The organism is Bacillus sp. FSL K6-0042, assembly GCF_038006685.1.
Classification (GTDB): Bacteria; Bacillota; Bacilli; order Bacillales; family Bacillaceae_G; genus Bacillus_A; species Bacillus_A pseudomycoides.
The window spans coordinates 2,904,670-2,927,500 of record NZ_JBBOVS010000001.1 but is presented as its reverse complement, the minus strand read 5'-3'; the positions used below and the strand labels follow the sequence as shown (position 1 = coordinate 2,927,500).

The window sequence follows — 22,831 nt, the reverse complement described above, 5'->3', positions numbered from 1 at the left end:
GCCGCCTAAGGTGGGACAGATGATTGGGGTGAAGTCGTAACAAGGTAGCCGTATCGGAAGGTGCGGCTGGATCACCTCCTTTCTATGGAGAATTGATGAACGCTGTTCATCAATATAAGTTTCCGTGTTTCGTTTTGTTCAGTTTTGAGAGAACTATCTCTCAGAAATAAATGTATGTTCTTTGAAAACTAGATAACAGTGTAGCTCATATTTTTTAATTTTAGTTTGGTTAAGTTAGAAAGGGCGCACGGTGGATGCCTTGACACTAGGAGTCGATGAAGGACGGGACTAACGCCGATATGCTTCGGGGAGCTGTAAGTAAGCTTTGATCCGAAGATTTCCGAATGGGGAAACCCACCATACGTAATGGTATGGTATCCTTACCTGAATACATAGGGTATGGAAGACAGACCCAGGGAACTGAAACATCTAAGTACCTGGAGGAAGAGAAAGCAAATGCGATTTCCTGAGTAGCGGCGAGCGAAACGGAATCTAGCCCAAACCAAGAGGCTTGCCTCTTGGGGTTGTAGGACATTCTATACGGAGTTACAAAGGAACGAGGTAGACGAAGCAGCCTGGAAAGGCTCGTCACAGAGGGTAACAACCCCGTAGTCGAAACTTCGTTCTCTCTTGAATGTATCCTGAGTACGGCGGAACACGTGAAATTCCGTCGGAATCTGGGAGGACCATCTCCCAAGGCTAAATACTACCTAGTGATCGATAGTGAACCAGTACCGTGAGGGAAAGGTGAAAAGCACCCCGGAAGGGGAGTGAAAGAGATCCTGAAACCGTGTGCCTACAAATAGTCAGAGCCCGTTAATGGGTGATGGCGTGCCTTTTGTAGAATGAACCGGCGAGTTACGATCCCGTGCGAGGTTAAGCTGAAGAGGCGGAGCCGTAGCGAAAGCGAGTCTGAATAGGGCGTTTAGTACGTGGTCGTAGACCCGAAACCAGGTGATCTACCCATGTCCAGGGTGAAGTTCAGGTAACACTGAATGGAGGCCCGAACCCACGCACGTTGAAAAGTGCGGGGATGAGGTGTGGGTAGCGGAGAAATTCCAATCGAACCTGGAGATAGCTGGTTCTCCCCGAAATAGCTTTAGGGCTAGCCTTAAGTGTAAGAGTCTTGGAGGTAGAGCACTGATTGAACTAGGGGTCCTCATCGGATTACCGAATTCAGTCAAACTCCGAATGCCAATGACTTATCCTTAGGAGTCAGACTGCGAGTGATAAGATCCGTAGTCAAGAGGGAAACAGCCCAGATCGCCAGCTAAGGTCCCAAAGTGTGTATTAAGTGGAAAAGGATGTGGAGTTGCTTAGACAACTAGGATGTTGGCTTAGAAGCAGCCACCATTTAAAGAGTGCGTAATAGCTCACTAGTCGAGTGACTCTGCGCCGAAAATGTACCGGGGCTAAATACACCACCGAAGCTGCGAATTGATACCTATGGTATCAGTGGTAGGGGAGCGTTCTAAGGGCAGTGAAGTCAGACCGTAAGGACTGGTGGAGCGCTTAGAAGTGAGAATGCCGGTATGAGTAGCGAAAGACGGGTGAGAATCCCGTCCACCGAATGCCTAAGGTTTCCTGAGGAAGGCTCGTCCGCTCAGGGTTAGTCAGGACCTAAGCCGAGGCCGACAGGCGTAGGCGATGGACAACAGGTTGATATTCCTGTACCACCTCTTTATCGTTTGAGCAATGGAGGGACGCAGAAGGATAGAAGAAGCGTGCGATTGGTTGTGCACGTCCAAGCAGTTAGGCTGATAAGTAGGCAAATCCGCTTATCGTGAAGGCTGAGCTGTGATGGGGAAGCTCCTTATGGAGCGAAGTCTTTGATTCCCCGCTGCCAAGAAAAGCTTCTAGCGAGATAAAAGGTGCCTGTACCGCAAACCGACACAGGTAGGCGAGGAGAGAATCCTAAGGTGTGCGAGAGAACTCTGGTTAAGGAACTCGGCAAAATGACCCCGTAACTTCGGGAGAAGGGGTGCTTTCTTAACGGAAAGCCGCAGTGAATAGGCCCAAGCGACTGTTTAGCAAAAACACAGGTCTCTGCGAAGCCGTAAGGCGAAGTATAGGGGCTGACACCTGCCCGGTGCTGGAAGGTTAAGGAGAGGGGTTAGCGTAAGCGAAGCTCTGAACTGAAGCCCCAGTAAACGGCGGCCGTAACTATAACGGTCCTAAGGTAGCGAAATTCCTTGTCGGGTAAGTTCCGACCCGCACGAAAGGTGTAACGATTTGGGCACTGTCTCAACCAGAGACTCGGTGAAATTATAGTACCTGTGAAGATGCAGGTTACCCGCGACAGGACGGAAAGACCCCGTGGAGCTTTACTGTAGCCTGATATTGAATTTTGGTACAGTTTGTACAGGATAGGCGGGAGCCTTTGAAGCCGGAGCGCTAGCTTCGGTGGAGGCGCTGGTGGGATACCGCCCTGACTGTATTGAAATTCTAACCTACGGGTCTTATCGACCCGGGAGACAGTGTCAGGTGGGCAGTTTGACTGGGGCGGTCGCCTCCTAAAGTGTAACGGAGGCGCCCAAAGGTTCCCTCAGAATGGTTGGAAATCATTCGTAGAGTGCAAAGGCATAAGGGAGCTTGACTGCGAGACCTACAAGTCGAGCAGGGACGAAAGTCGGGCTTAGTGATCCGGTGGTTCCGCATGGAAGGGCCATCGCTCAACGGATAAAAGCTACCCCGGGGATAACAGGCTTATCTCCCCCAAGAGTCCACATCGACGGGGAGGTTTGGCACCTCGATGTCGGCTCATCGCATCCTGGGGCTGTAGTCGGTCCCAAGGGTTGGGCTGTTCGCCCATTAAAGCGGTACGCGAGCTGGGTTCAGAACGTCGTGAGACAGTTCGGTCCCTATCCGTCGTGGGCGTAGGAAATTTGAGAGGAGCTGTCCTTAGTACGAGAGGACCGGGATGGACGCACCGCTGGTGTACCAGTTGTTCTGCCAAGGGCATAGCTGGGTAGCTATGTGCGGAAGGGATAAGTGCTGAAAGCATCTAAGCATGAAGCCCCCCTCAAGATGAGATTTCCCATAGCGTAAGCTAGTAAGATCCCTGAAAGATGATCAGGTTGATAGGTTCGAGGTGGAAGCATGGTGACATGTGGAGCTGACGAATACTAATAGATCGAGGACTTAACCATATAATATGAAGCAAATGTTATCTAGTTTTGAAGGAATATGCCTTCAATAGTTTGGTGATGATGGCAGAGAGGTCACACCCGTTCCCATACCGAACACGGAAGTTAAGCTCTCTAGCGCCGATGGTAGTTGGGACCTTGTCCCTGTGAGAGTAGGACGTCGCCAAGCAAAAACCTAAGTCGTTTCGACTTAGGTTTTTTTGTATATATTTTTATTTGCCAAATGTAGTAATCCATAAATTTAGCAATGCTAAAAAAGAAAAAAGAAGAGGCTGTTTAAAATAATAGCGATTTGTTTTGGTTTTCCAGGTTTTCCGAACGAACTTAGAATAATTCCGATAATGGACTAATTATTTCTACAAGCAGTATAGGTTTGAAGTAATGATAGTAGAAAAAGTGAGATGTTATAAAGGAAGAATCAATAATTGCACCAGTTACTGCGATGAAAAAAATAAATATGACCATACATTAAGGTTCTGCATAATTAATCCACCTATAAATTAGTGTGAACTTATAGTAATAGTATCATGAGCTTCACTTAAATATACAAAAAATGATATTACTTGAACCTTAATTTGATTACTTCTTCTTATGCTAAGGTTATACATAGTATGAATTTGAAAATACATAACTGTTATTGTGATAAATTTAGAAAATGAAATTCGATTAAATCCTGGTTAAGGTATTTTATCGCTACATGGCTAGATCTTCATATGATTGCATCTTATACGCCTATCCTAATTCCCTTTCCCACTTGCATATATTTTCACTTCTTCTTTTGAATATAACTAAAACACGAACGATATCAATAACTAACAAAAAAACATTCGATTATTTGTTGACATGGCTTATGAAATGTTGTTAATATATCCATAGAAACAATATTATATCGCACCTCATATAATCGCGGGGATATGGCCTGCAAGTCTCTACCTAACGACCGTTATTCGTTAGACTATGGGGGAAAGTCACTCGGTATTTTTCTATTCACAAGGGATACGTATGCCTGAGTAGAGCGCTTTCTCTCATAGTAAAAGAGAAACTGTTCTATTTCAGGCTTTTTTTATTTGAATCGGGGGGATTCTAATATGAAATCACTAGTTGGAGTCATAATGGGAAGCACGTCAGACTGGGAAACAATGAAATATGCTTGTGACATTTTAGATGAATTACACATTCCGTATGAGAAAAAAGTTGTATCCGCTCATCGGACTCCAGATTATATGTTTGAATATGCAGAAACAGCTCGTGAACGTGGATTAAAGGTTATTATTGCTGGAGCTGGGGGAGCCGCTCATTTACCAGGGATGGTTGCAGCGAAGACAAATCTTCCTGTAATCGGTGTTCCTGTTCAATCAAAAGCGTTAAATGGTTTAGATTCTTTACTGTCTATCGTTCAAATGCCAGGAGGGGTTCCAGTTGCGACTGTTGCGATTGGTAAGGCTGGTTCAACAAACGCAGGACTACTTGCAGCACAAATACTTGGATCATTTCATGATGACATACATGACGCATTAGAACTCAGACGAGAAGCAATTGAGAAAAATGTGCGTGAAGGTAGTGAACTGATATGACAAGAATCATTTTACCGGGAAAAACAATTGGAATTATTGGCGGTGGCCAGCTTGGAAGAATGATGGCGCTAGCAGCGAAGGAAATGGGTTATAAAATTGCTGTATTAGATCCGGCAAAACATTCACCATGTGCACAAGTTGCTGATATCGAAATTGTTGCATCTTACGATGATTTGAAAGCGATTCAGCATTTAGCGGAAATAAGCGATGTTATCACATATGAATTTGAGAATATTGATTATAGATGTTTACAATGGCTTGAAAAACATGCGTATTTACCACAAGGCAGTCAGTTATTAAACAAAACGCAAAATCGTTTTACAGAAAAGAATGCAATCGTAAAGGCTGGTTTACCAGTAGCACCATATAGACTTGTGAAGAAGCAAGATGAACTTTTAGAAGCAATTACGGAACTTTCCTTTCCTTGTGTGTTAAAAACAACAACAGGAGGATATGACGGAAAAGGGCAAGTTGTTTTAAGAAGTGAGACGGATGTTGTAAGAGCAAGGGAGCTTGCCAGTCAAGCTGAATGTATTCTTGAAAAATGGGTGCCATTTGAAAAAGAAATATCAGTTATTGTAACTCGTAGCGTAAGTGGTGAAACGAAGGTATTTCCAGTAGCTGAAAATATTCACGTTAATAACATCTTACATGAATCCATCGTACCAGCTCGTATTACAGAAGAGCTTTCACAAAAAGGAATTGAATATGCACAGGTACTAGCGGATGAACTGCAGCTTGTGGGAACACTAGCGGTAGAGATGTTTGCTACGGCAGATGGTGAGATTTATATTAATGAATTAGCACCAAGACCTCACAATTCTGGACATTATACACTGGATGCATGTGAAATAAGTCAATTTGGGCAACATATTCGAGCAATCTGTAATTTACCTCTTGGAGAAACAATTTTGTTAAAACCAGTTGTCATGGTAAACATTTTAGGCGAACATATAGAAGGGGTCCTAAAGCAAGTGAATAGATTAACCGGGTGCTATTTACACTTGTATGGAAAAGAAGAAGCAAAGCTGCAGCGTAAAATGGGGCATGTAAATATTTTAAATGAAAATGTTGAAGATGCTTTAGACAAAGCGCAAGAATTGCATATTTGGGACCATCAAGAACAACTGTTGGAGGGAAAAAAATGATTAGTCGTTATACACGCCCTGAAATGGGTGCGATTTGGACAGAAGAGAACAAATTTAAAGCGTGGTTAGAAGTTGAGATTTTAGCATGTGAAGCATGGGCCGAACTTGGTGATATCCCAAAAGAAGATGTGAAAAAAATTCGTGAACATGCAGCATTCGATATGGAGCGTATTTATGAGATTGAAAAAGAAACACGTCATGATGTAGTTGCTTTCACTCGTGCTGTATCAGAAACACCAGCATTAGGTGAAGAACGCAAATGGGTACATTACGGTTTAACATCTACAGACGTAGTAGATACAGCTTTATCTTATATCTTAAAACAAGCAAATGAAATTCTACTAAACGACTTAGAAAATTTCATTACTATTTTAGCTAACAAAGCAAAAGAGCATAAGTACACAATTATGATGGGAAGAACACACGGTGTTCATGCAGAACCAACAACATTTGGTTTAAAACTTGGTCTTTGGTATGAAGAAATGAAACGTAACTTAGACCGTTTCAAACAAGCAGCTGATACAGTTCGCGTTGGTAAATTGTCTGGTGCAGTTGGTACATACGCGAACATTAATCCATTCGTAGAAAAATATGTTTGTGAAAACTTAGGGCTAGAAGCAGCTCCGATTTCAACACAAACATTGCAACGTGATCGTCATGCACATTACATGTCAACACTTGCATTAATCGCAACATCTATTGAGAAAATGGCAGTCGAAATTCGTGGTTTACAAAAGAGTGAAACACGTGAAGTGGAAGAGGCATTTGCGAAAGGGCAAAAAGGTTCTTCTGCAATGCCACATAAACGAAATCCAATCGGTTCTGAAAATATGACTGGTTTAGCTCGTGTTATCCGTGGTTATATGATGACATCTTACGAGAATGTTCCATTATGGCATGAACGTGATATCTCACATTCTTCTGCAGAACGTATTATCTTACCAGATGCAACAATCGCATTAAACTACATGTTAAATCGCTTTGGTAATATCGTGAAAAACTTAACGGTATTCCCAGAGAACATGAAGCGTAATATGCAAAGAACATACGGTTTAATTTACTCTCAACGCGTAATGCTTACGCTAATCGACAAAGGTATGGTACGTGAAGAAGCTTACGATATCGTACAGCCTAAAGCGATGGAAGCTTGGGAGACACAAGTACAATTTAAAGAGCTTGTAGAAGCTGATGGGCGTATTACAAGCAAATTAACACAAGAAGAAATCAACGAATGCTTTAACTACGAGCATCACTTACAACATGTTGATACAATTTTTGAACGTCTTGGATTAAACTGATAATTTTATATGGCACAGAATAGAGTGATTCTGTGCCATTCTTTATAAAAAAAATATTCATATTTTTCAAACTACAGGGGGCTTGCGAAATGCAAAAGCTAGAATTGCTGTATGAAGGTAAGGCAAAAAGAATTTATCGTACAGAAGCAGCAGATATGGTTTGGGTAGAGTACAAAGATAGTGCTACTGCTTTCAATGGGGAGAAAAAAGCGACAATTACAGGAAAAGGTCGTCTGAACAATGAGATTACAACTCTTTTATTCAGAAAGTTACAAGAAGTGGGAATCAAAACACATTTTGTTGAGAAGCTGTCAGACACAGAACAACTTGTGAAAAAGGTAAGCATTATTCCATTAGAGGTTGTCACAAGAAACGTAATTGCAGGAAGTCTTTCAAAGCGATTAGGAATGGAAGAAGGAACTGCACTTGTAGCACCAATCGTAGAATTTTACTACAAAGATGATGATTTAGGAGATCCGCTTGTAACAGAAGATCATATCCGTGTGTTAAACGTTGCAACGCCAGAGCAAGTAAGTACATTAAGAGAAAAAGCTCTACAAATCAATCAAGTATTGATTGAGCACTTCGCAAGCTGTCGTGTAAGATTAGTAGATTTTAAATTAGAGTTTGGGCTAACAGAAGAAGGCGAAATCGTATTAGCGGATGAAATTTCACCAGATACTTGCCGTTTATGGGATAAAGAGAGTAATGAGAAATTTGATAAAGATGTATTCCGCCGTGATTTAGGTAATTTAACAGAGGCATATGAAGAAATTTTAAAACGTTTAGGGGGAGCTTCACATGTATAAAGTTAAGGTATATGTAACATTAAGAGAGAGCGTATTAGATCCACAAGGAACAGCAGTGAAAGGTGCTCTTCACAGTCTTTCCTTTACAGAAGTACAAGATGTCCGCATTGGTAAATATATGGAGTTAACAATCGATAAATCAGTAACTGATCTGGATAGCAAGGTAAAAGAAATGTGTGAAAAACTATTAGCAAACGTTGTAATGGAAGATTATCGTTACGAAGTTGAGGAGGTTGTCGCACAGTGAAATTTGCCGTAATCGTTTTTCCAGGTTCGAACTGTGATGTTGATATGTTTCATGCAATTAAAGATGAGCTTGGCGAAGAGGTAGACTACGTTTGGCATGATGCAGAGAATTTAGATGAATATGATGCAATTCTTTTACCAGGAGGCTTCTCTTACGGTGATTACCTTCGCTGTGGTGCTATTTCTCGCTTCGCCAATGCAATGAAGGCTGTACAAAAAGCAGCTGAGCAAGGAAAGCCGATTTTAGGCGTATGTAATGGATTCCAAATTTTAGTTGAGTCAGGATTGTTACCAGGTGCACTAATGCGAAATGAAAACTTAAAGTTTATGTGCCGTACTGTTCAGTTACGTGTTGAAAATAACGAAACGATGTTTACATCGCAATATGAAAAAGGTGCAGTAATCAATATTCCAATTGCACATGGTGAAGGAAATTACTACTGCGATGAAGCAACTCTTAAAGAATTAGAAGAAAAGAACCAAATTGCATTCCGTTATGTAGACAATCCAAACGGAAGCGTTTCAGATATTGCAGGTATTGTAAATGAAAAAGAAAATGTACTTGGCATGATGCCACATCCAGAGCGTGCTGTGAGTGAATTGCTTGGCGGCGCTGAAGGGTTAAAAGTCTTTCAATCTATTTTGAAACATTGGAGGGAAACATATGTCGTTAATGCTTGAACCAAATCCAACACAAATTAAAGAAGAACGTATATATGCGGAAATGGGGCTAACAGACGAAGAGTTTGCCATGGTTGAAAAGATTTTAGGTCGTTTGCCGAACTACACAGAAACAGGACTATTCTCTGTTATGTGGTCAGAGCACTGTAGTTATAAAAACTCAAAACCAGTTCTTCGTAAGTTCCCAACAACAGGAGAGCGTGTACTACAAGGACCTGGTGAAGGTGCAGGGATTGTAGATATCGGTGATAACCAAGCGGTTGTATTTAAAATGGAAAGCCATAATCACCCTTCAGCAATTGAGCCATATCAAGGTGCGGCAACGGGTGTTGGTGGTATTATTCGCGATGTATTCTCTATGGGAGCACGTCCAGTAGCATTATTAAACTCACTTCGCTTCGGTGAACTACAATCACCACGCGTAAAATATTTATTTGAAGAAGTAGTTGCAGGGATTGCAGGATACGGTAACTGCATCGGTATTCCAACTGTGGGCGGAGAAGTACAGTTTGATCCGTGTTACGAAGGAAACCCACTTGTAAATGCAATGTGCGTTGGTTTAATTAATCATGAAGATATTAAAAAAGGGCAGGCGCATGGTGCTGGTAATACAGTGATGTACGTAGGTGCTTCAACAGGACGTGATGGCATTCACGGTGCAACTTTCGCATCAGAAGAATTATCTGAGAGTTCAGAAGCGAAACGTCCAGCAGTACAAGTAGGCGATCCATTTATGGAGAAACTTCTTATTGAAGCATGCCTAGAGCTAATCCAATCTGATGCTCTTGTCGGAATTCAAGATATGGGAGCAGCTGGTTTAACATCATCTTCTGCAGAAATGGCAAGTAAAGCAGGAATGGGTATTGAAATGTACTTAGACGATGTACCACAACGTGAAACAGGTATGACACCATACGAAATGATGTTATCTGAATCACAAGAACGTATGTTGATTGTGGTGAAAAAAGGTAGAGAACAAGAAATTGTAGATTTATTTGAAAAGTACGGACTTGCGGCAGTTACGATGGGGAAAGTAACTGAAGATAAAATGCTTCGATTATTCCATAAAGGTGAAATGGTAGCGGAAGTACCAGCGGATGCATTAGCAGAAGAAGCACCAATTTATCATAAGCCTTCAAAAGAGGCAACGTACTTTAAAGAGTTCCAAGAAATGAAGATGGAAACGCCGAAAGTAGATAACTATAGAGAGACATTACTAGCTCTATTACAACAACCAACGATTGCAAGTAAAGAGTGGGTATATGATCAGTACGATTATCAAGTACGCACAAGTACAGTTGTTACACCAGGATCAGATGCGGCAGTTGTACGTGTACGTGGTACAGAGAAAGCATTAGCAATGACAACAGACTGTAACTCTCGCTACATTTACTTAGATCCTGAAATGGGCGGTAAAATTGCAGTAGCAGAAGCAGCACGTAATATCGTATGTTCTGGTGGAGAACCACTTGCAATTACAGATTGCTTGAACTTTGGTAACCCAGAAAAACCAGAGATTTTCTGGCAAATTGAGAAGTCAGTAGATGGTATGAGTGAAGCTTGTCGCACATTACAAACTCCAGTTATCGGCGGAAACGTATCAATGTACAATGAACGTAGTGGTGAAGCTGTATATCCAACACCGACTGTTGGTATGGTAGGTCTTGTTCATGACTTAAAACATGTAACAACACAAGAGTTTAAGCAAGATGGCGATCTTATTTATGTAATTGGTGAAACGAAAGCTGAGTTTGGTGGAAGTGAATTGCAAAAGATGGTATACGGTAAAATCTTTGGTCAATCACCAAGCATCGATTTAGAAGTAGAATTAAAACGCCAAAAACAATTACTAGAAGCTATTCAAGCAGGACTTGTACAATCTGCACATGATGTTGCAGAAGGTGGTTTAGCGGTTGCGATTGCTGAAAGTGCAATTGGCGCTAAAGGCTTAGGTGCTACTGTGAAATTAGGTGGAGAAGCAACAGCGGCATTATTCGCGGAATCACAATCACGCTTTGTCATAACAGTAAAACGTGAACAACAAGAAGCATTTGAGAAATCAGTAGAAGCAATTCAAGTTGGGGAAGTCACAAATACGAATGAAGTAACAATTCACAATGAAGAAAATGAAGTATTACTTACAGCAAATGTTGATGAAATGAGAAAGGCTTGGAAAGGGGCAATCCCATGCTTGCTGAAATAAAGGGGTTAAATGAAGAATGTGGCGTTTTCGGAATTTGGGGGCATGAAAATGCAGCACAAGTTACGTACTACGGATTGCATAGTTTGCAGCACCGTGGGCAAGAAGGCGCGGGCATTGTTGTCAATAACGGGGAGAAAATTGTTGGCCATAAGGGGTTAGGTTTAGTATCAGAAGTGTTTTCAAGAGGTGAGCTAGAAGGCTTAAATGGAAAATCAGCAATTGGACACGTGCGCTATGCGACAGCAGGCGGAAGTGAAGTAGCAAATGTGCAACCATTACTATTCCGTTTCTCTGATCATAGTATGGCGTTAGCTCACAACGGAAATTTAATTAACGCAAAAATGCTTCGCCGTGAATTAGAGGCAGAAGGAAGTATTTTTCAAACAAGTTCAGATACAGAAGTACTGCTTCATTTAATTAAACGTAATACAAAAGGTTCACTAATCGAGAGCGTAAAAGATGCATTGAACAAAGTAAAAGGCGCATTTGCGTATCTTTTACTAACAGGAAACGAAATGATTGTTGCACTAGATCCGAATGGATTCCGGCCACTTTCAATTGGGAAAATGGGGGATGCGTATGTCGTAGCATCTGAAACATGTGCTTTTGATGTAGTTGGTGCAACATACATTCGTGATGTAGAACCTGGAGAACTACTTATCATTAATGACGAGGGTATTCAAGTAGATCGTTTTACAAACGAAGTAGACCATGCAATTTGTAGTATGGAATACATTTACTTTGCTCGTCCAGATTCTAATATTGCTGGCATTAACGTTCATGCAGCACGTAAAAATATGGGAAAACGTTTAGCGACGGAAGCTCCAATTGAAGCAGATATTGTAACAGGTGTTCCAGACTCTAGTATTTCGGCAGCGATCGGTTATGCAGAAGCAACAGGAATTCCATACGAATTAGGATTAATTAAAAATCGTTACGTTGGTCGTACCTTTATCCAACCTTCTCAAGAATTGCGTGAGCAAGGGGTAAAAATGAAGCTTTCAGCAGTACGAGGCGTGGTTGAAGGAAAGCGTGTTGTAATGATTGACGATTCCATTGTACGAGGAACAACAAGTAAACGTATTGTGCGCATGCTTCGTGAGGCAGGAGCGACAGAAGTACATGTGAGAATTGCTTCTCCGCCACTTAAGTACCCATGTTTCTATGGAATTGATATTCAAACGAGAAAAGAATTAATTGCAGCAAATAACTCTGTAGAAGAAATACGTCAAATCATCGGTGCAGATTCTTTAACATTTTTAAGTGAAGATGGCTTAGTAGATGCAATTGGACGTCCATATGAAGGGAAATACGGCGGCTTATGTATGGCTTACTTTAATGGAGATTATCCAACAGCTCTTTATGATTATGAGCAAGAGCTTTTAGAAAGTATGAAATAAAAAGGCGAGAAGCTTCTACTTCATTTTAAGTAGAAGCTAGCTTTTTCCTAAAACATACTCTATAAAGAGAGTGCCCGCTTGGGTGGGAGAAATTAAAAGACGAGGTGTAAAAAACGATGGCGAATGCATATAAGCAAGCAGGAGTAGATATTGAAGCTGGATATGAAGCGGTATCTCGCATGAAAAAACACGTACAAACAACAATGAGAAAAGAAGTACTAGGCGGTCTTGGCGGTTTTGGAGGTATGTTTGATCTATCAAAATTTGCATTAGAAGAACCTGTATTAGTATCTGGAACAGACGGCGTGGGTACAAAATTGATGCTCGCTTTTATGATGGATAAACATGACACAATTGGTATTGATGCAGTAGCGATGTGTGTAAATGATATTGTTGTCCAAGGGGCAGAACCGCTTTTCTTCCTTGATTACATTGCTTGCGGTAAAGCAGAACCTAGTAAAATTGAAAACATCGTCAAAGGTATATCAGAAGGTTGTCGCCAAGCGAGTTGTGCATTAATTGGTGGAGAGACAGCTGAGATGCCAGGTATGTATTCCACTGAAGAGTATGACTTAGCTGGTTTTACTGTTGGAATTGTTGATAAAAAGAAAATTGTAACAGGTCAGTCTATTGAAGCTGGTCATGTATTAATTGGTTTAGCATCTAGTGGTATTCATAGTAACGGGTATTCTTTAGTACGAAAAGTGTTATTGGAAGACGGACAGCTATCTTTAGATCGTATACATGGTCGCTTAGAACTACCTCTTGGTGAAGAACTATTAAAACCAACGAAAATTTATGTCAAACCTATTTTAGAACTATTGAAAAAGTATGAAGTGTATGGCATGGCACATATTACAGGTGGCGGCTTTATTGAAAATATTCCACGTATGTTGCCGGAAGGAATCGGTGCAGAAATTGAACTAGGTTCTTGGCAAATTCAACCGATTTTCAGCTTACTTCAAGAGGTTGGAAAATTAGAAGAAAAAGAAATGTTCAATATTTTTAACATGGGTATTGGTATGGTAGTTGCAGTAAAAGAAGAAGATGCAAAAGCTGTTGTTCAACTTCTTGCAGAACAAGGAGAAAAAGCACATATTATTGGACGTACTGTAAAAGGATCAGGTGTTACTTTTAATGGAGGCGCAGAACTATGAGTAGATTGGCAGTCTTTGCCTCTGGGAGCGGCTCTAACTTCCAAGCACTAATTAATGCAGTGGAAGAAAAAAGATTACATGCTGAAATTAGTTTGCTAGTATGTGATCAACCCGAGGCACGTGTTATCGGACGAGCGCATTATCATCATGTTCCATGCTTTGCTTTTTCAGCGAAAGAATATGAATCAAAAGAAGCATTTGAAAATGGGATATTAAAAAAACTGCGAGAATACGAGATTGATTGTGTTATTTTGGCAGGATATATGCGTCTTATCGGGCCAACATTATTAGAAGCCTATGGTGGGAAAATCATTAACATTCATCCATCATTATTACCGAGTTTTCCAGGGAAAGATGCTGTTGGTCAAGCATTAGAAGCGGGTGTGAAAGTAACTGGTGTGACAATTCATTATGTAGATGCAGGGATGGATACAGGACCAATTATCGCACAAGAAGCAGTAACAGTTTCTGAAACGGATACGAGAGAGAGTTTACAAAAGAAAATTCAGCAAGTTGAACATAGATTGTACGTAGATACGGTGAACGAAATCGTTCAATTTATAGAAGAGCCAACTGTTAAATAACATTCAACTAGGGGTGAAGGATAAATGAAAAAGCGTGCATTAGTAAGTGTTTCGAATAAAACAGGCGTTGTAGAATTTGTTAAAGGATTACTTGAACAAGGGATTGAAGTTATTTCAACAGGCGGAACGAAAAAATTATTAGAAGAAAACGGCTTACAAGTCATCGGGATTTCTGAAGTAACAGGTTTCCCAGAAATTATGGATGGACGTGTGAAAACATTACATCCAAACATCCATGGTGGTTTACTTGCAGTACGTGACAATGAAACTCATGTAGCGCAAATGAATGAATTAGGTATTGAGCCAATAGATTTTGTTGTTGTAAACTTATATCCATTTAAAGAAACAGTTGCTAAACTTGATGTGACATTTGCTGATGCAATTGAAAATATTGATATCGGTGGTCCAACAATGATTCGTTCAGCTGCGAAAAATCATAAATTTGTATCAGTAATCGTTGATCCAACAGATTATGATGTTGTACTAGCTGAGTTAAAAGAAAACGGTGAAGTTACAGACGAAACAAAACGTAAATTAGCAGCAAAAGTATTCCGTCATACAGCGGCATATGATGCATTAATTTCAAACTATTTAACTGAACAAATGGGAGAAGAAAGCCCAGAAACATTAACAGTAACATTCGAGAAAAAACAAGATTTACGTTACGGAGAAAACCCGCATCAAAAAGCAACATTCTATAAAGCACCATTTGCAGCAACGTCTTCTGTTGCATATGCAGAGCAGTTACATGGAAAAGAGCTATCTTACAACAATATCAATGACGCAGATGCAGCGCTTAGCATCGTGAAAGAATTTACAGAACCAGCAGTGGTAGCAGTAAAACATATGAACCCATGCGGAGTTGGTGTTGGTACTGATATTCATGAAGCATATACACGTGCTTACGAAGCAGATCCAGTATCGATCTTTGGCGGCATTATTGCAGCGAATCGTGAAATTGATAAAGCTACAGCAGAAAAATTACATGAAATTTTCTTAGAAATTATTATTGCACCTTCCTTCTCAGAGGAAGCATTAGAAGTGTTGCAAAGTAAGAAAAACTTACGCCTTTTAACTGTAAATATTGAAAAAGCAGTAAATGCAAGTAAAAAATTAACTTCTGTACAAGGTGGCCTTCTTGTTCAAGAAGAAGATACGCTAGCGCTAGATGAAGATACAATTACAGTTCCAACAAAACGTGAACCAACAGAGCAAGAATGGGCCGATTTAAAACTAGCTTGGAAAGTTGTCAAACACGTAAAATCAAATGCAATTGTTTTAGCAAAAGATAATATGACAATTGGAGTTGGAGCCGGACAAATGAACCGCGTTGGCTCAGCGAAAATTGCTATTACACAAGCTGCTGATAAAGCACAAGGTAGTGCGCTTGCATCTGATGCGTTTTTCCCAATGCCAGATACAGTAGAAGAGGCCGCTAAAGCAGGGATTACAGCAATCATTCAACCAGGCGGATCGATTCGTGATGAAGATTCTATTAAAAAAGCTGATGAGTTTGGCATTGCGATGGTGTTCACTGGCGTACGTCATTTCAAACATTAATAGAGGAAGTTTAAAAAGTCCGGTCAAGATAACCTTCGCATTTCTTCGTTGCATTGCCAGTCCGGTACTCATGTAGTGTCAGCTACACTCCGTGTCCTCCTGGCAGCTGCGCCTCGAACTGCTCGGTTCTCTTGATCCTCCTTTTTAAACTTATATTGTCAGAAGAAGTTCAAAAAGTCCGGTCAAGATAATCTTCTTTTTGAGCATGAACGAGTAGAAACAAACTAGGGGCATTGCTCCTGGTTTGTACTTATTTGAATAATGGAGGATGACATATGAATGTTTTAGTAATTGGCCGCGGTGGACGTGAGCATGCTTTAGCTTGGAAGTTTGCACAGTCTGAGCAAGTGGAAAAGGTATATGTAGCACCAGGAAATGAAGGTATGAGAGATGTGGCAACGCCAGTTGCTATTGATGAAAATGATTTTGATACACTTGTTCTGTTTGCGAAAGAGAACAATATAGGTTTAACATTCGTCGGTCCCGAAATTCCGCTTATGAATGGGATTGTCGATCGTTTTGAGGCAGAAGGACTTCGTGTTTTTGGTCCGAATAAAGCAGCGGCCGTGATTGAGGGCAGTAAAGCTTTTACAAAAGAATTGATGAAAAAGTACGATATTCCAACAGCAGCATATGAAACGTTCACGAATTATGAGGAAGCAGTAGCGTATATTCAAAAAATTGGTGCACCAATTGTTATTAAAGCGGACGGTTTAGCAGCTGGTAAAGGTGTAACAGTGGCAATGACGTTAGAAGAGGCATTACAAGCTGTAAAAGAAATGCTGCAAGATGTGAAATTTGGTGAAGCAAGTAAAAAGGTTGTTATTGAAGAGTTTTTAGATGGACAGGAATTCTCTTTAATGGCATTCGTAAATGGAACAACTGTTTATCCAATGGTAATTGCACAAGATCATAAACGCGCTTTTGATGGTGATAAAGGACCGAATACAGGAGGAATGGGTGCATATTCTCCAGTACCACAAATTCCAGAATCAGCGGTTGAAGTAGCGATTGAAACGGTTTTACATCCAACCGCTCAGGCGATGATCAAAGAAGGTCGTTCATTTACAGGTATTTTATATGCAGGCCTTATTTTAACAAACGAAGGCCCAAAAGTAATTGAGTTTAATGCTCGTTTTGGAGATCCGGAAACAGAGGTTGTACTGCCTCGTTTAGACAATGATTTAGTTGATGTATGTAATAGCGTTTTAGATGGAGAAAAATTAGTACTTAAATGGTCCGAAGAAGCGGTTATTGGTGTCGTACTTGCTTCAAACGGATATCCGGAAGCATATGAAAAAGGCGCTATTATTCGCGGATTAGATACATTAGAAGATGCAATTGTTTTTCACGCAGGTACAGCTATGAAGCATGGAGATTTCGTAACAAACGGTGGTCGTGTACTATTTGTTGCTTGTAAGGAAAAAAACTTACAAGAAGCGAAGGATAAAGTATATAAAGAGATAGAAAAAATCGAGAGTGATGGTTTATTTTATCGAAGTGATATCGGATATCGCGCAATTGAAAAGGTCGATTGCTAGAAGCTAACATGTTTTATGTTAGCTTCTTTTTTGGTTTAATAGTTTTTATGAAAAAAGCAAGTTCTAATAATAAAAGTAGTATATTATCTAGTTGACTCAGATATTCCGAGTTTCTCCATTTTTCTGTATAGCGTTCGTACACTTACTCCTAAAGCAGCAGCGGCTTGTTTTTTTCCTTCATAATCATAACCATAGTCATGAAGTTTTTGAATAATGCTTTCTTTTTCAGCCTCTTGTAATGCACCATGTTGTTTTGTGGATGAACGCAGCAAATCCGAATTATTTTGAAGAAATGCTGGTAGTGATGATTCAGTTAATTGGCCGCTTTTCTCCATATTCATGCTATATTCTAAAACATTCTCTAGCTCACGAATGTTCCCGGGCCAGTGATATTGCTTTAACTTTTCTAAAAAATCATCTGTATGAGTTTGAATGAATCTTCCTGTTCTTGTTTGTAATTTTTCAATTAAGAAGGGAACTAGTTTTTTTAAGTCTTCTTTTCGCTCTCTTAATGGTGGCAAATGGATAGGAATAACATTTAGTCTGTAGTAAAGATCGGAACGGAATTGTTTAGATTCCATCAATTTTTCTAATGATTGATTAGATGCAGCGATAATCCGGATATTCACTTTTTTAGGAAGTGTTCCACCAATTCTTTGTACAACACCATCTTGCAGCACTTTCAATAGTTTTGGTTGTAAATGGAGAGGGAGATCGGCAATTTCATCTAAAAATAGTGTTCCTCGATCAGCCATTTCAAAGTAACCTGGTTTTCCTTTTTTTCTTGCTCCCGTAAATGCGCCTTCCTCATAGCCGAAGAGTTCACTCTCGAATAACGATTCAGGAATACTAGCACAATTTATTTCAATGAAATCTCCCCTTTGGAACATGCTTTGTTCATGAATTAGTTTTGCCATTAAGCTTTTCCCCGTCCCGGTTTCTCCTGTAATCACGATAGAGGAAGTACTACTTTTCATATTTTTTAAGATTTCTTTTATGTTTTGTAATGTATAGCTGTTTCCAAGGATATATTCAGTTTGTTTTAATTTTGTTCCTATTTTGGAAGTAGAATAATTCATTTCATGGATAATCTCAGTAATAATTTCTTTTAATTTTTCCATCCAATAGATAAAGTCTTTTTGCTGATCGAGTAATTTTTGTTGCTTATCTTTGGAAAAACTAACGAATGAAAGATAGCCATAGTGGCGTTCATTTTGAATCATATTTTGTATAATTTCTGCAGTTGATGGACAGCTCTTTTGAAAGTGACAACCATGACACATATTCATATGTCCTGGCTTATGTACAAAGGTAATGGGATGCTCGTATAGTTTTTGGAAAAAGGGGAGGTAGACACGTTCTCCTTTTTTCTTTTTATATTCTTCCGTTGAAGAAACTAATAGCCCTTCATGGTTGAAATAGGCAATTTCTATTTGTAAGAGTTCGGAAAAGGTATAAATAATTTTTGTGATTGCTGTGATTGTAGACAATTTAGAACCTCCTCTCTATTATATAACCATTGTATGATAATTCTGAAAAATACAAAAGTGTCAAACGTTTGTCAAAAATGTCAAACAATCGTACTAAGATTGCTTGCTATGATAAGGATTTTCTATGCAATAACATTGGCATGATTTTTGCTTAATAAAAAGCAGATGCAAATAAAGGAGGCTTTTTATGGAAAGAGATTATTTTCAATTAAAGGATAAAGTGGCGGTTGTAACTGGGGCGGCATCAGGAATTGGGTATGCGACTGCAACAATTTTTGCTGAAGTAGGGGCTACCGTTATTCTTTTAGATATTGATGAAGAAAAAGGTATGCAGGCCGCACAGAGTTTACGAGATGATGGACAGCGAGCAGAGTTTTTGAAGTGCGATGTAACAAGTGAGTTAGATTGTAAGAATGTCAGTGAACGTATTAGGCAGGTATATGGAAATGTAGATGTGTTGTTTAACAATGCGGGAATTATTAGAAGAAAAACAGTTGTTGAATTAGAGGAAAGGGAATGGGATTCAGTTATTAATGTTTCATTAAAAGGTGTATATCTTTTATCTAAATATATCATTCCAATTATGGCTGAAAAGCAAGGTGGGAGCATTATCAACACAGGTTCCGGATGGGGGCTAAAAGGAGGCGATAAAGCAGCTGCTTATTGTGCTGCGAAGGCCGGGGTTGTGAACTTAACGAAGGCGATGGCAATTGATCATGGTCCGCAAAATATTAGAGTGAATTGTATATGTCCTGGTGATACAGATACACAGTTACTACGTGACGAGGCGAAGCAATTAAATGTGGAAGAGGGAACATTTTTGAAAGAGTCAGCAACAGATCGGCCTCTATCAAGAATTGGTACGCCTCGTGATATCGCAAAAGGTGTTTTATTTTTAGCTAGCGATTTGTCATCTTGGGTGACAGGAACAGAACTTGTTGTTGATGGTGGAGGTTTAGCATAATTGAAAGAATTTTAATAAGGGGGTATTAAGATGACGAAAAAGGTACATCCTTACATTCCAAATATGGTACCTGAAGTAAAGGAAGAGATGTTAAAAGAAATAGGCGCTGAATCAGTGATGGAATTATACGCTTGTATACCAGATGAACTAAAGTTGAAAGAGGAAATGAACATACCAAAGGCGCTTACAGAATACGAATTGCGTCGCCTCATTGAAGGAATATTGTGTAAGAACACGAGTACAAGTGAATATCTAAACTTTCTAGGAGCAGGTTGCTGGCAGCATTTTGTACCAGCAGTTTGCGATGAAGTGAATCAAAGATCGGAATTTCTGACGGCATATGCCGGTGAACCTTACGAGGATCATGGTAGATTCCAAGCGTTATTTGAATATCAAAGTCTAGTAGCTGAACTTGTTGATATGGATGTTGTAAATGTACCGACGTTTGATTGGGGGCAAGCAGCAGCTACAGCGATTCGGATGGCTGCTCGTATAACAAAAAGAACAGAGGTATTAGTAGCGCAAACCGTATCACCTGAAAGAATGAAAATTATTCAAAATTATGGCTCCCCAGATCTTGAATTTGTTTTTGTTAGTTATGATGCTGAGAATGGTCTTCTAGATTTAGAAGATTTAAAGAATAAGATTTCTTCTAATGTGGCAGCCATTTATTTTGAAAATCCTTCCTATTTAGGGTTTATTGAATCACAAGGTATGGAAATTGCGGAAATTGCGAAGCAGAATGATGCACTAGTAGTAGTTGGTGTTGATCCAATTTCACTTGGAGTGTTGGCGCCGCCAAGTCACTATCAAGCGGATATTGTTTGTGGTGATTTGCAGCCGCTTGGTATGCATATGAACTATAGCGGAGGGCAAGCGGGATTCATTGCTACAAGGGATGAAGAAAAGTTTATTAATGAATATCCTTCACGTCTATTTGGAATTGTGCCAACAGTAAAAGAAGGGGAGTATGGCTTTGGCGATGTGGCTTATGATCGGACATCTTTTGCCCTTCGTGAAAAAGGAAAAGAATCAGTTGGTACACAAACTGCGTTATGGGGAATTACAGCTGGGGTTTATTTATCGTTACTTGGACCGAATGGTATGTATGAATTAGGTCAAACCATTATGCAAAATAGTCAATATGCAGTAAAACAACTGAACAAAATTCCTGGAGTGAGAGGTTCAAGATTAAGTTCTCCATTTTTCAAAGAATTTCTTGTCGATTTTAATGAAACTGGTTTATCGGTAGAAACCATAAATAAAAAATTATTAGAAAAGCAGATATTTGGAGGAAAGGATATTTCAAAAGAGTTTCCTATATTTGGCCAATGTGCTTTATATTGCGTTACAGAAGTCCATACGAAGGAAGACCTTGATCGGTTAATTGATGCTCTTCAGGAAGTTGTGACGAATTAAAATAGATGGACAGAAAGGAGAATTGACTCATGAAAAAAATTAAAAGGAATAGTAAAGTTCGTGACTTTCATCAAGCAAAATGGAATGAACCAATTATTTTTGAACTTCACCAGCAAGGAGAAAGAGGAGTAGAGGTTCCATTAGTTGATCAAACGATTGTGAAGGAAGTTGGAGATGGGGTTTCGCAGATTCCTAATTCTATGTATAGAAAAGAAAGACCGAAACTTCCAGAAATCGGTCAGGCGCGTGTGTTAAGGCATTATGTGAGACTTTCGCAAGAGACGTTAGGGTCAGATTTTAACGTTGAAATTGGGCAAGGTACTTGTACAATGAAATATATTCCTAAAATTAATGAATTGTTAGTACGAAATCCTAAAATAATGGAACTGCATCCTCTTCAAGATATAAGCACTGTTCAAGGGATGTTAGAAATCATATACAAATTGGATCTTTGCATGAGAGAAATCTCTGGTATGGATCATTTTTCATTCCAACCGAGTGGCGGTACGCAAGCATTATTTGCTATGGCTTCTATCGTAAGAAAATATCATGAATCTCGCGGAGAAGGGGAAAAACGTAATGAAATTATTACAACTATTTTTTCTCATCCTTCACAAGCGGCTACAGCAGCTGTTAAAGGCTTTAAAATCATTACGCTTCATCCCGATAAAGATGGATTCCCTGACATAGAAAAATTAAAGGCAGTTGTTTCAGAGCGGACAGCGGGATTTGTTGTTGCAAATCCTGAAGATACAGGGATTTTTAATTCGAAAATTAAAGAATTTACAAAGGTCGTACATGAAGCTGGTGGGATTTGTTACTATGATCAGGCAAATGCCAATGGTCTCCTTGGAATTACTAGAGCGAAAGAAGCAGGATTTGATATGTGTTTTTTTAACCTTCACAAAACATTTGCTGCTCCGCATATGTGTGGTGGGCCAGCGACGGGTGCACTTGGAGTGAGAAAAGAGCTAAAAGAATATTTACCTGGGCCAATTGTGGAATGCGATGAAGGAAAATATTATTTAAACAATGACCTGAAACATTCCATTGGAAAAGTGCGCGCTTTTCATGGGGTAGCACAAACAATTCTCAGGTCTTATGCATGGATTCGTGCCCTTGGTCCAGAAGGATTAAAAGAAGTGGCGAAAACAGCTGTATTAAATAACAATTATATGTATCACAAAGTACAAAAGATTCGTGGTGCAAGTGCTCCATATGTAAAAGGACAGCGCCTTGAGCAAGTTCGCTATAGCTGGGAAGAGATGAAAAATGAAACAGGTATTACAACAGAGGATGTCCAAAGAAGAATGACGGATTTCGGCTTGCACTATTGGACGAGTCACCATCCATATATCGTACCCCAGCCGTTCACGCTTGAACCGACTGAGAGCTATTCTAAGACTGACTTAGATGAGTATATAGCAGCCCTTGAACAAATTTCTAAGGAAGCCTATGAAAATCCCAAAGTCATTCAAAACGCTCCACAAAATAGTACGATTCACAAATTAGATGAACAGGATTTTCTCGATAATCCGAAAAAATGGTGTATTACATGGAGAGCGTATCAGAAGAAGGTGCAGTTACTAGAATTGATTTGAATGAAATGGG

General features: G+C 39.8%; 16 protein-coding genes, 3 rRNA genes and 1 riboswitch (1 of these 20 cut by a window edge). Of the genes, 18 read left to right on the top strand and 1 reads right to left on the bottom strand.

The features are described 5' to 3' along the window. The 15 genes from MHH45_RS14900 to purD all read left to right on the top strand — a co-directional run. A 16S ribosomal RNA gene (locus tag MHH45_RS14900) occupies window positions 1–82 on the top strand (it extends 1,470 nt beyond the left edge of the window). 145 nt (window positions 83–227) lie between these two features. After that, window positions 228–3,149, top strand: a 23S ribosomal RNA gene (locus MHH45_RS14895). Window positions 3,150–3,199: 50 nt separating this feature from the next. Beyond that, a 5S ribosomal RNA gene (gene rrf, locus MHH45_RS14890) occupies window positions 3,200–3,315 on the top strand. Together the 16S, 23S and 5S rRNA genes form the textbook arrangement of a ribosomal RNA operon. A gap of 707 nt (window positions 3,316–4,022) precedes the next feature. Beyond that, window positions 4,023–4,124, top strand: a riboswitch (purine riboswitch). Window positions 4,125–4,234: 110 nt separating this feature from the next. Further along, a complete protein-coding gene (gene purE / locus MHH45_RS14880; protein ID WP_000839362.1) occupies window positions 4,235–4,720 on the top strand; it encodes a 5-(carboxyamino)imidazole ribonucleotide mutase in 486 nt (161 codons plus the stop codon). Continuing rightward, window positions 4,717–5,868: a 5-(carboxyamino)imidazole ribonucleotide synthase gene (gene purK, locus MHH45_RS14875; protein WP_016132491.1), complete on the top strand. Its 1,152-nt coding sequence runs from the start codon at window positions 4,717–4,719 to the stop codon at window positions 5,866–5,868. Before purE ends, purK begins: the two co-directional genes overlap by 4 nt. Beyond that, window positions 5,865–7,166 (top strand): adenylosuccinate lyase, encoded by a 1,302-nt coding sequence (gene purB / locus MHH45_RS14870; protein WP_016132492.1) that lies wholly within the window; start codon window positions 5,865–5,867, stop codon window positions 7,164–7,166. The genes purK and purB overlap by 4 nt, the downstream gene beginning before the upstream one ends. Window positions 7,167–7,255: 89 nt before the next feature. Beyond that, on the top strand, window positions 7,256–7,975 hold the full coding sequence (purC, locus tag MHH45_RS14865; RefSeq protein WP_016132262.1) for a phosphoribosylaminoimidazolesuccinocarboxamide synthase: 720 nt from the start codon (window positions 7,256–7,258) through the stop codon (window positions 7,973–7,975). Next, window positions 7,968–8,222 carry a phosphoribosylformylglycinamidine synthase subunit PurS gene (purS, locus tag MHH45_RS14860; protein WP_016132263.1) on the top strand — a complete coding sequence of 85 codons (255 nt, stop codon included), beginning with the start codon at window positions 7,968–7,970 and terminating at the stop codon, window positions 8,220–8,222. Before purC ends, purS begins: the two co-directional genes overlap by 8 nt. After that, a complete protein-coding gene (gene purQ, locus MHH45_RS14855) occupies window positions 8,219–8,902 on the top strand; it encodes a phosphoribosylformylglycinamidine synthase subunit PurQ (RefSeq protein ID WP_088094311.1) in 684 nt (227 codons plus the stop codon). The genes purS and purQ overlap by 4 nt, the downstream gene beginning before the upstream one ends. Then, the gene (gene purL / locus MHH45_RS14850; RefSeq protein WP_016132495.1) at window positions 8,886–11,105 is read left to right on the top strand and encodes a phosphoribosylformylglycinamidine synthase II; all 2,220 of its coding nucleotides are present in this window, start codon (window positions 8,886–8,888) and stop codon (window positions 11,103–11,105) included. The genes purQ and purL overlap by 17 nt, the downstream gene beginning before the upstream one ends. Continuing rightward, complete coding sequence (gene purF / locus MHH45_RS14845; protein WP_016132266.1) at window positions 11,090–12,505, top strand: amidophosphoribosyltransferase; 1,416 nt, start codon at window positions 11,090–11,092, stop codon at window positions 12,503–12,505. The genes purL and purF overlap by 16 nt, the downstream gene beginning before the upstream one ends. Before the next feature lie 116 nt (window positions 12,506–12,621). Beyond that, the gene (gene purM, locus MHH45_RS14840) at window positions 12,622–13,662 is read left to right on the top strand and encodes a phosphoribosylformylglycinamidine cyclo-ligase (protein ID WP_077295398.1); all 1,041 of its coding nucleotides are present in this window, start codon (window positions 12,622–12,624) and stop codon (window positions 13,660–13,662) included. Continuing rightward, window positions 13,659–14,246, top strand: coding sequence for a phosphoribosylglycinamide formyltransferase (gene purN / locus MHH45_RS14835; protein WP_016132268.1), 588 nt, complete (start codon window positions 13,659–13,661; stop codon window positions 14,244–14,246). The genes purM and purN overlap by 4 nt, the downstream gene beginning before the upstream one ends. A 24-nt stretch (window positions 14,247–14,270) precedes the next feature. After that, complete coding sequence (gene purH / locus MHH45_RS14830) at window positions 14,271–15,806, top strand: bifunctional phosphoribosylaminoimidazolecarboxamide formyltransferase/IMP cyclohydrolase (RefSeq protein WP_016132497.1); 1,536 nt, start codon at window positions 14,271–14,273, stop codon at window positions 15,804–15,806. A gap of 275 nt (window positions 15,807–16,081) precedes the next feature. After that, complete coding sequence (gene purD / locus MHH45_RS14825; RefSeq protein ID WP_016132270.1) at window positions 16,082–17,347, top strand: phosphoribosylamine--glycine ligase; 1,266 nt, start codon at window positions 16,082–16,084, stop codon at window positions 17,345–17,347. An 83-nt stretch (window positions 17,348–17,430) separates the two neighbouring features. Here the strand turns inward: purD and MHH45_RS14820 are convergent, their stop codons facing one another. Next, window positions 17,431–18,837 (bottom strand): sigma-54 interaction domain-containing protein, encoded by a 1,407-nt coding sequence (locus tag MHH45_RS14820; RefSeq protein ID WP_088094312.1) that lies wholly within the window; start codon window positions 18,835–18,837, stop codon window positions 17,431–17,433. Between the two features lie 187 nt (window positions 18,838–19,024). Between MHH45_RS14820 and MHH45_RS14815 the strand changes: the two genes are divergently transcribed. The 3 genes from MHH45_RS14815 to gcvPB are packed head-to-tail and all read left to right on the top strand — an operon-like array spanning window position 19,025 to window position 22,821. After that, window positions 19,025–19,801, top strand: coding sequence for an SDR family NAD(P)-dependent oxidoreductase (locus MHH45_RS14815; RefSeq protein ID WP_016132272.1), 777 nt, complete (start codon window positions 19,025–19,027; stop codon window positions 19,799–19,801). Window positions 19,802–19,831: 30 nt separating this feature from the next. Next, window positions 19,832–21,220 carry an aminomethyl-transferring glycine dehydrogenase subunit GcvPA gene (gene gcvPA, locus MHH45_RS14810; RefSeq protein ID WP_088094313.1) on the top strand — a complete coding sequence of 463 codons (1,389 nt, stop codon included), beginning with the start codon at window positions 19,832–19,834 and terminating at the stop codon, window positions 21,218–21,220. Between the two features lie 29 nt (window positions 21,221–21,249). Next, complete coding sequence (gene gcvPB / locus MHH45_RS14805; RefSeq protein WP_016132500.1) at window positions 21,250–22,821, top strand: aminomethyl-transferring glycine dehydrogenase subunit GcvPB; 1,572 nt, start codon at window positions 21,250–21,252, stop codon at window positions 22,819–22,821. Window positions 22,822–22,831: the final 10 nt, after the last annotated feature.

What these genes read in the sequence shown, in the direction of transcription:
- purS (WP_016132263.1), top strand. Translation starts at nt 7,968, where the DNA reads ATGTATAAAGTTAAGGTATATGTAACATTAAGAGAGAGCGTATTAGAT.
- purN (WP_016132268.1), top strand. Translation starts at nt 13,659, where the DNA reads ATGAGTAGATTGGCAGTCTTTGCCTCTGGGAGCGGCTCTAACTTCCAA.
- purE (WP_000839362.1), top strand. Translation starts at nt 4,235, where the DNA reads ATGAAATCACTAGTTGGAGTCATAATGGGAAGCACGTCAGACTGGGAA.
- purL (WP_016132495.1), top strand. Translation starts at nt 8,886, where the DNA reads ATGTCGTTAATGCTTGAACCAAATCCAACACAAATTAAAGAAGAACGT.
- gcvPB (WP_016132500.1), top strand. Translation starts at nt 21,250, where the DNA reads ATGAAAAAAATTAAAAGGAATAGTAAAGTTCGTGACTTTCATCAAGCA.
- purB (WP_016132492.1), top strand. Translation starts at nt 5,865, where the DNA reads ATGATTAGTCGTTATACACGCCCTGAAATGGGTGCGATTTGGACAGAA.
- purM (WP_077295398.1), top strand. Translation starts at nt 12,622, where the DNA reads ATGGCGAATGCATATAAGCAAGCAGGAGTAGATATTGAAGCTGGATAT.
- purC (WP_016132262.1), top strand. Translation starts at nt 7,256, where the DNA reads ATGCAAAAGCTAGAATTGCTGTATGAAGGTAAGGCAAAAAGAATTTAT.
- MHH45_RS14815 (WP_016132272.1), top strand. Translation starts at nt 19,025, where the DNA reads ATGGAAAGAGATTATTTTCAATTAAAGGATAAAGTGGCGGTTGTAACT.
- purK (WP_016132491.1), top strand. Translation starts at nt 4,717, where the DNA reads ATGACAAGAATCATTTTACCGGGAAAAACAATTGGAATTATTGGCGGT.
- purF (WP_016132266.1), top strand. Translation starts at nt 11,090, where the DNA reads ATGCTTGCTGAAATAAAGGGGTTAAATGAAGAATGTGGCGTTTTCGGA.
- purD (WP_016132270.1), top strand. Translation starts at nt 16,082, where the DNA reads ATGAATGTTTTAGTAATTGGCCGCGGTGGACGTGAGCATGCTTTAGCT.
- gcvPA (WP_088094313.1), top strand. Translation starts at nt 19,832, where the DNA reads ATGACGAAAAAGGTACATCCTTACATTCCAAATATGGTACCTGAAGTA.
- purH (WP_016132497.1), top strand. Translation starts at nt 14,271, where the DNA reads ATGAAAAAGCGTGCATTAGTAAGTGTTTCGAATAAAACAGGCGTTGTA.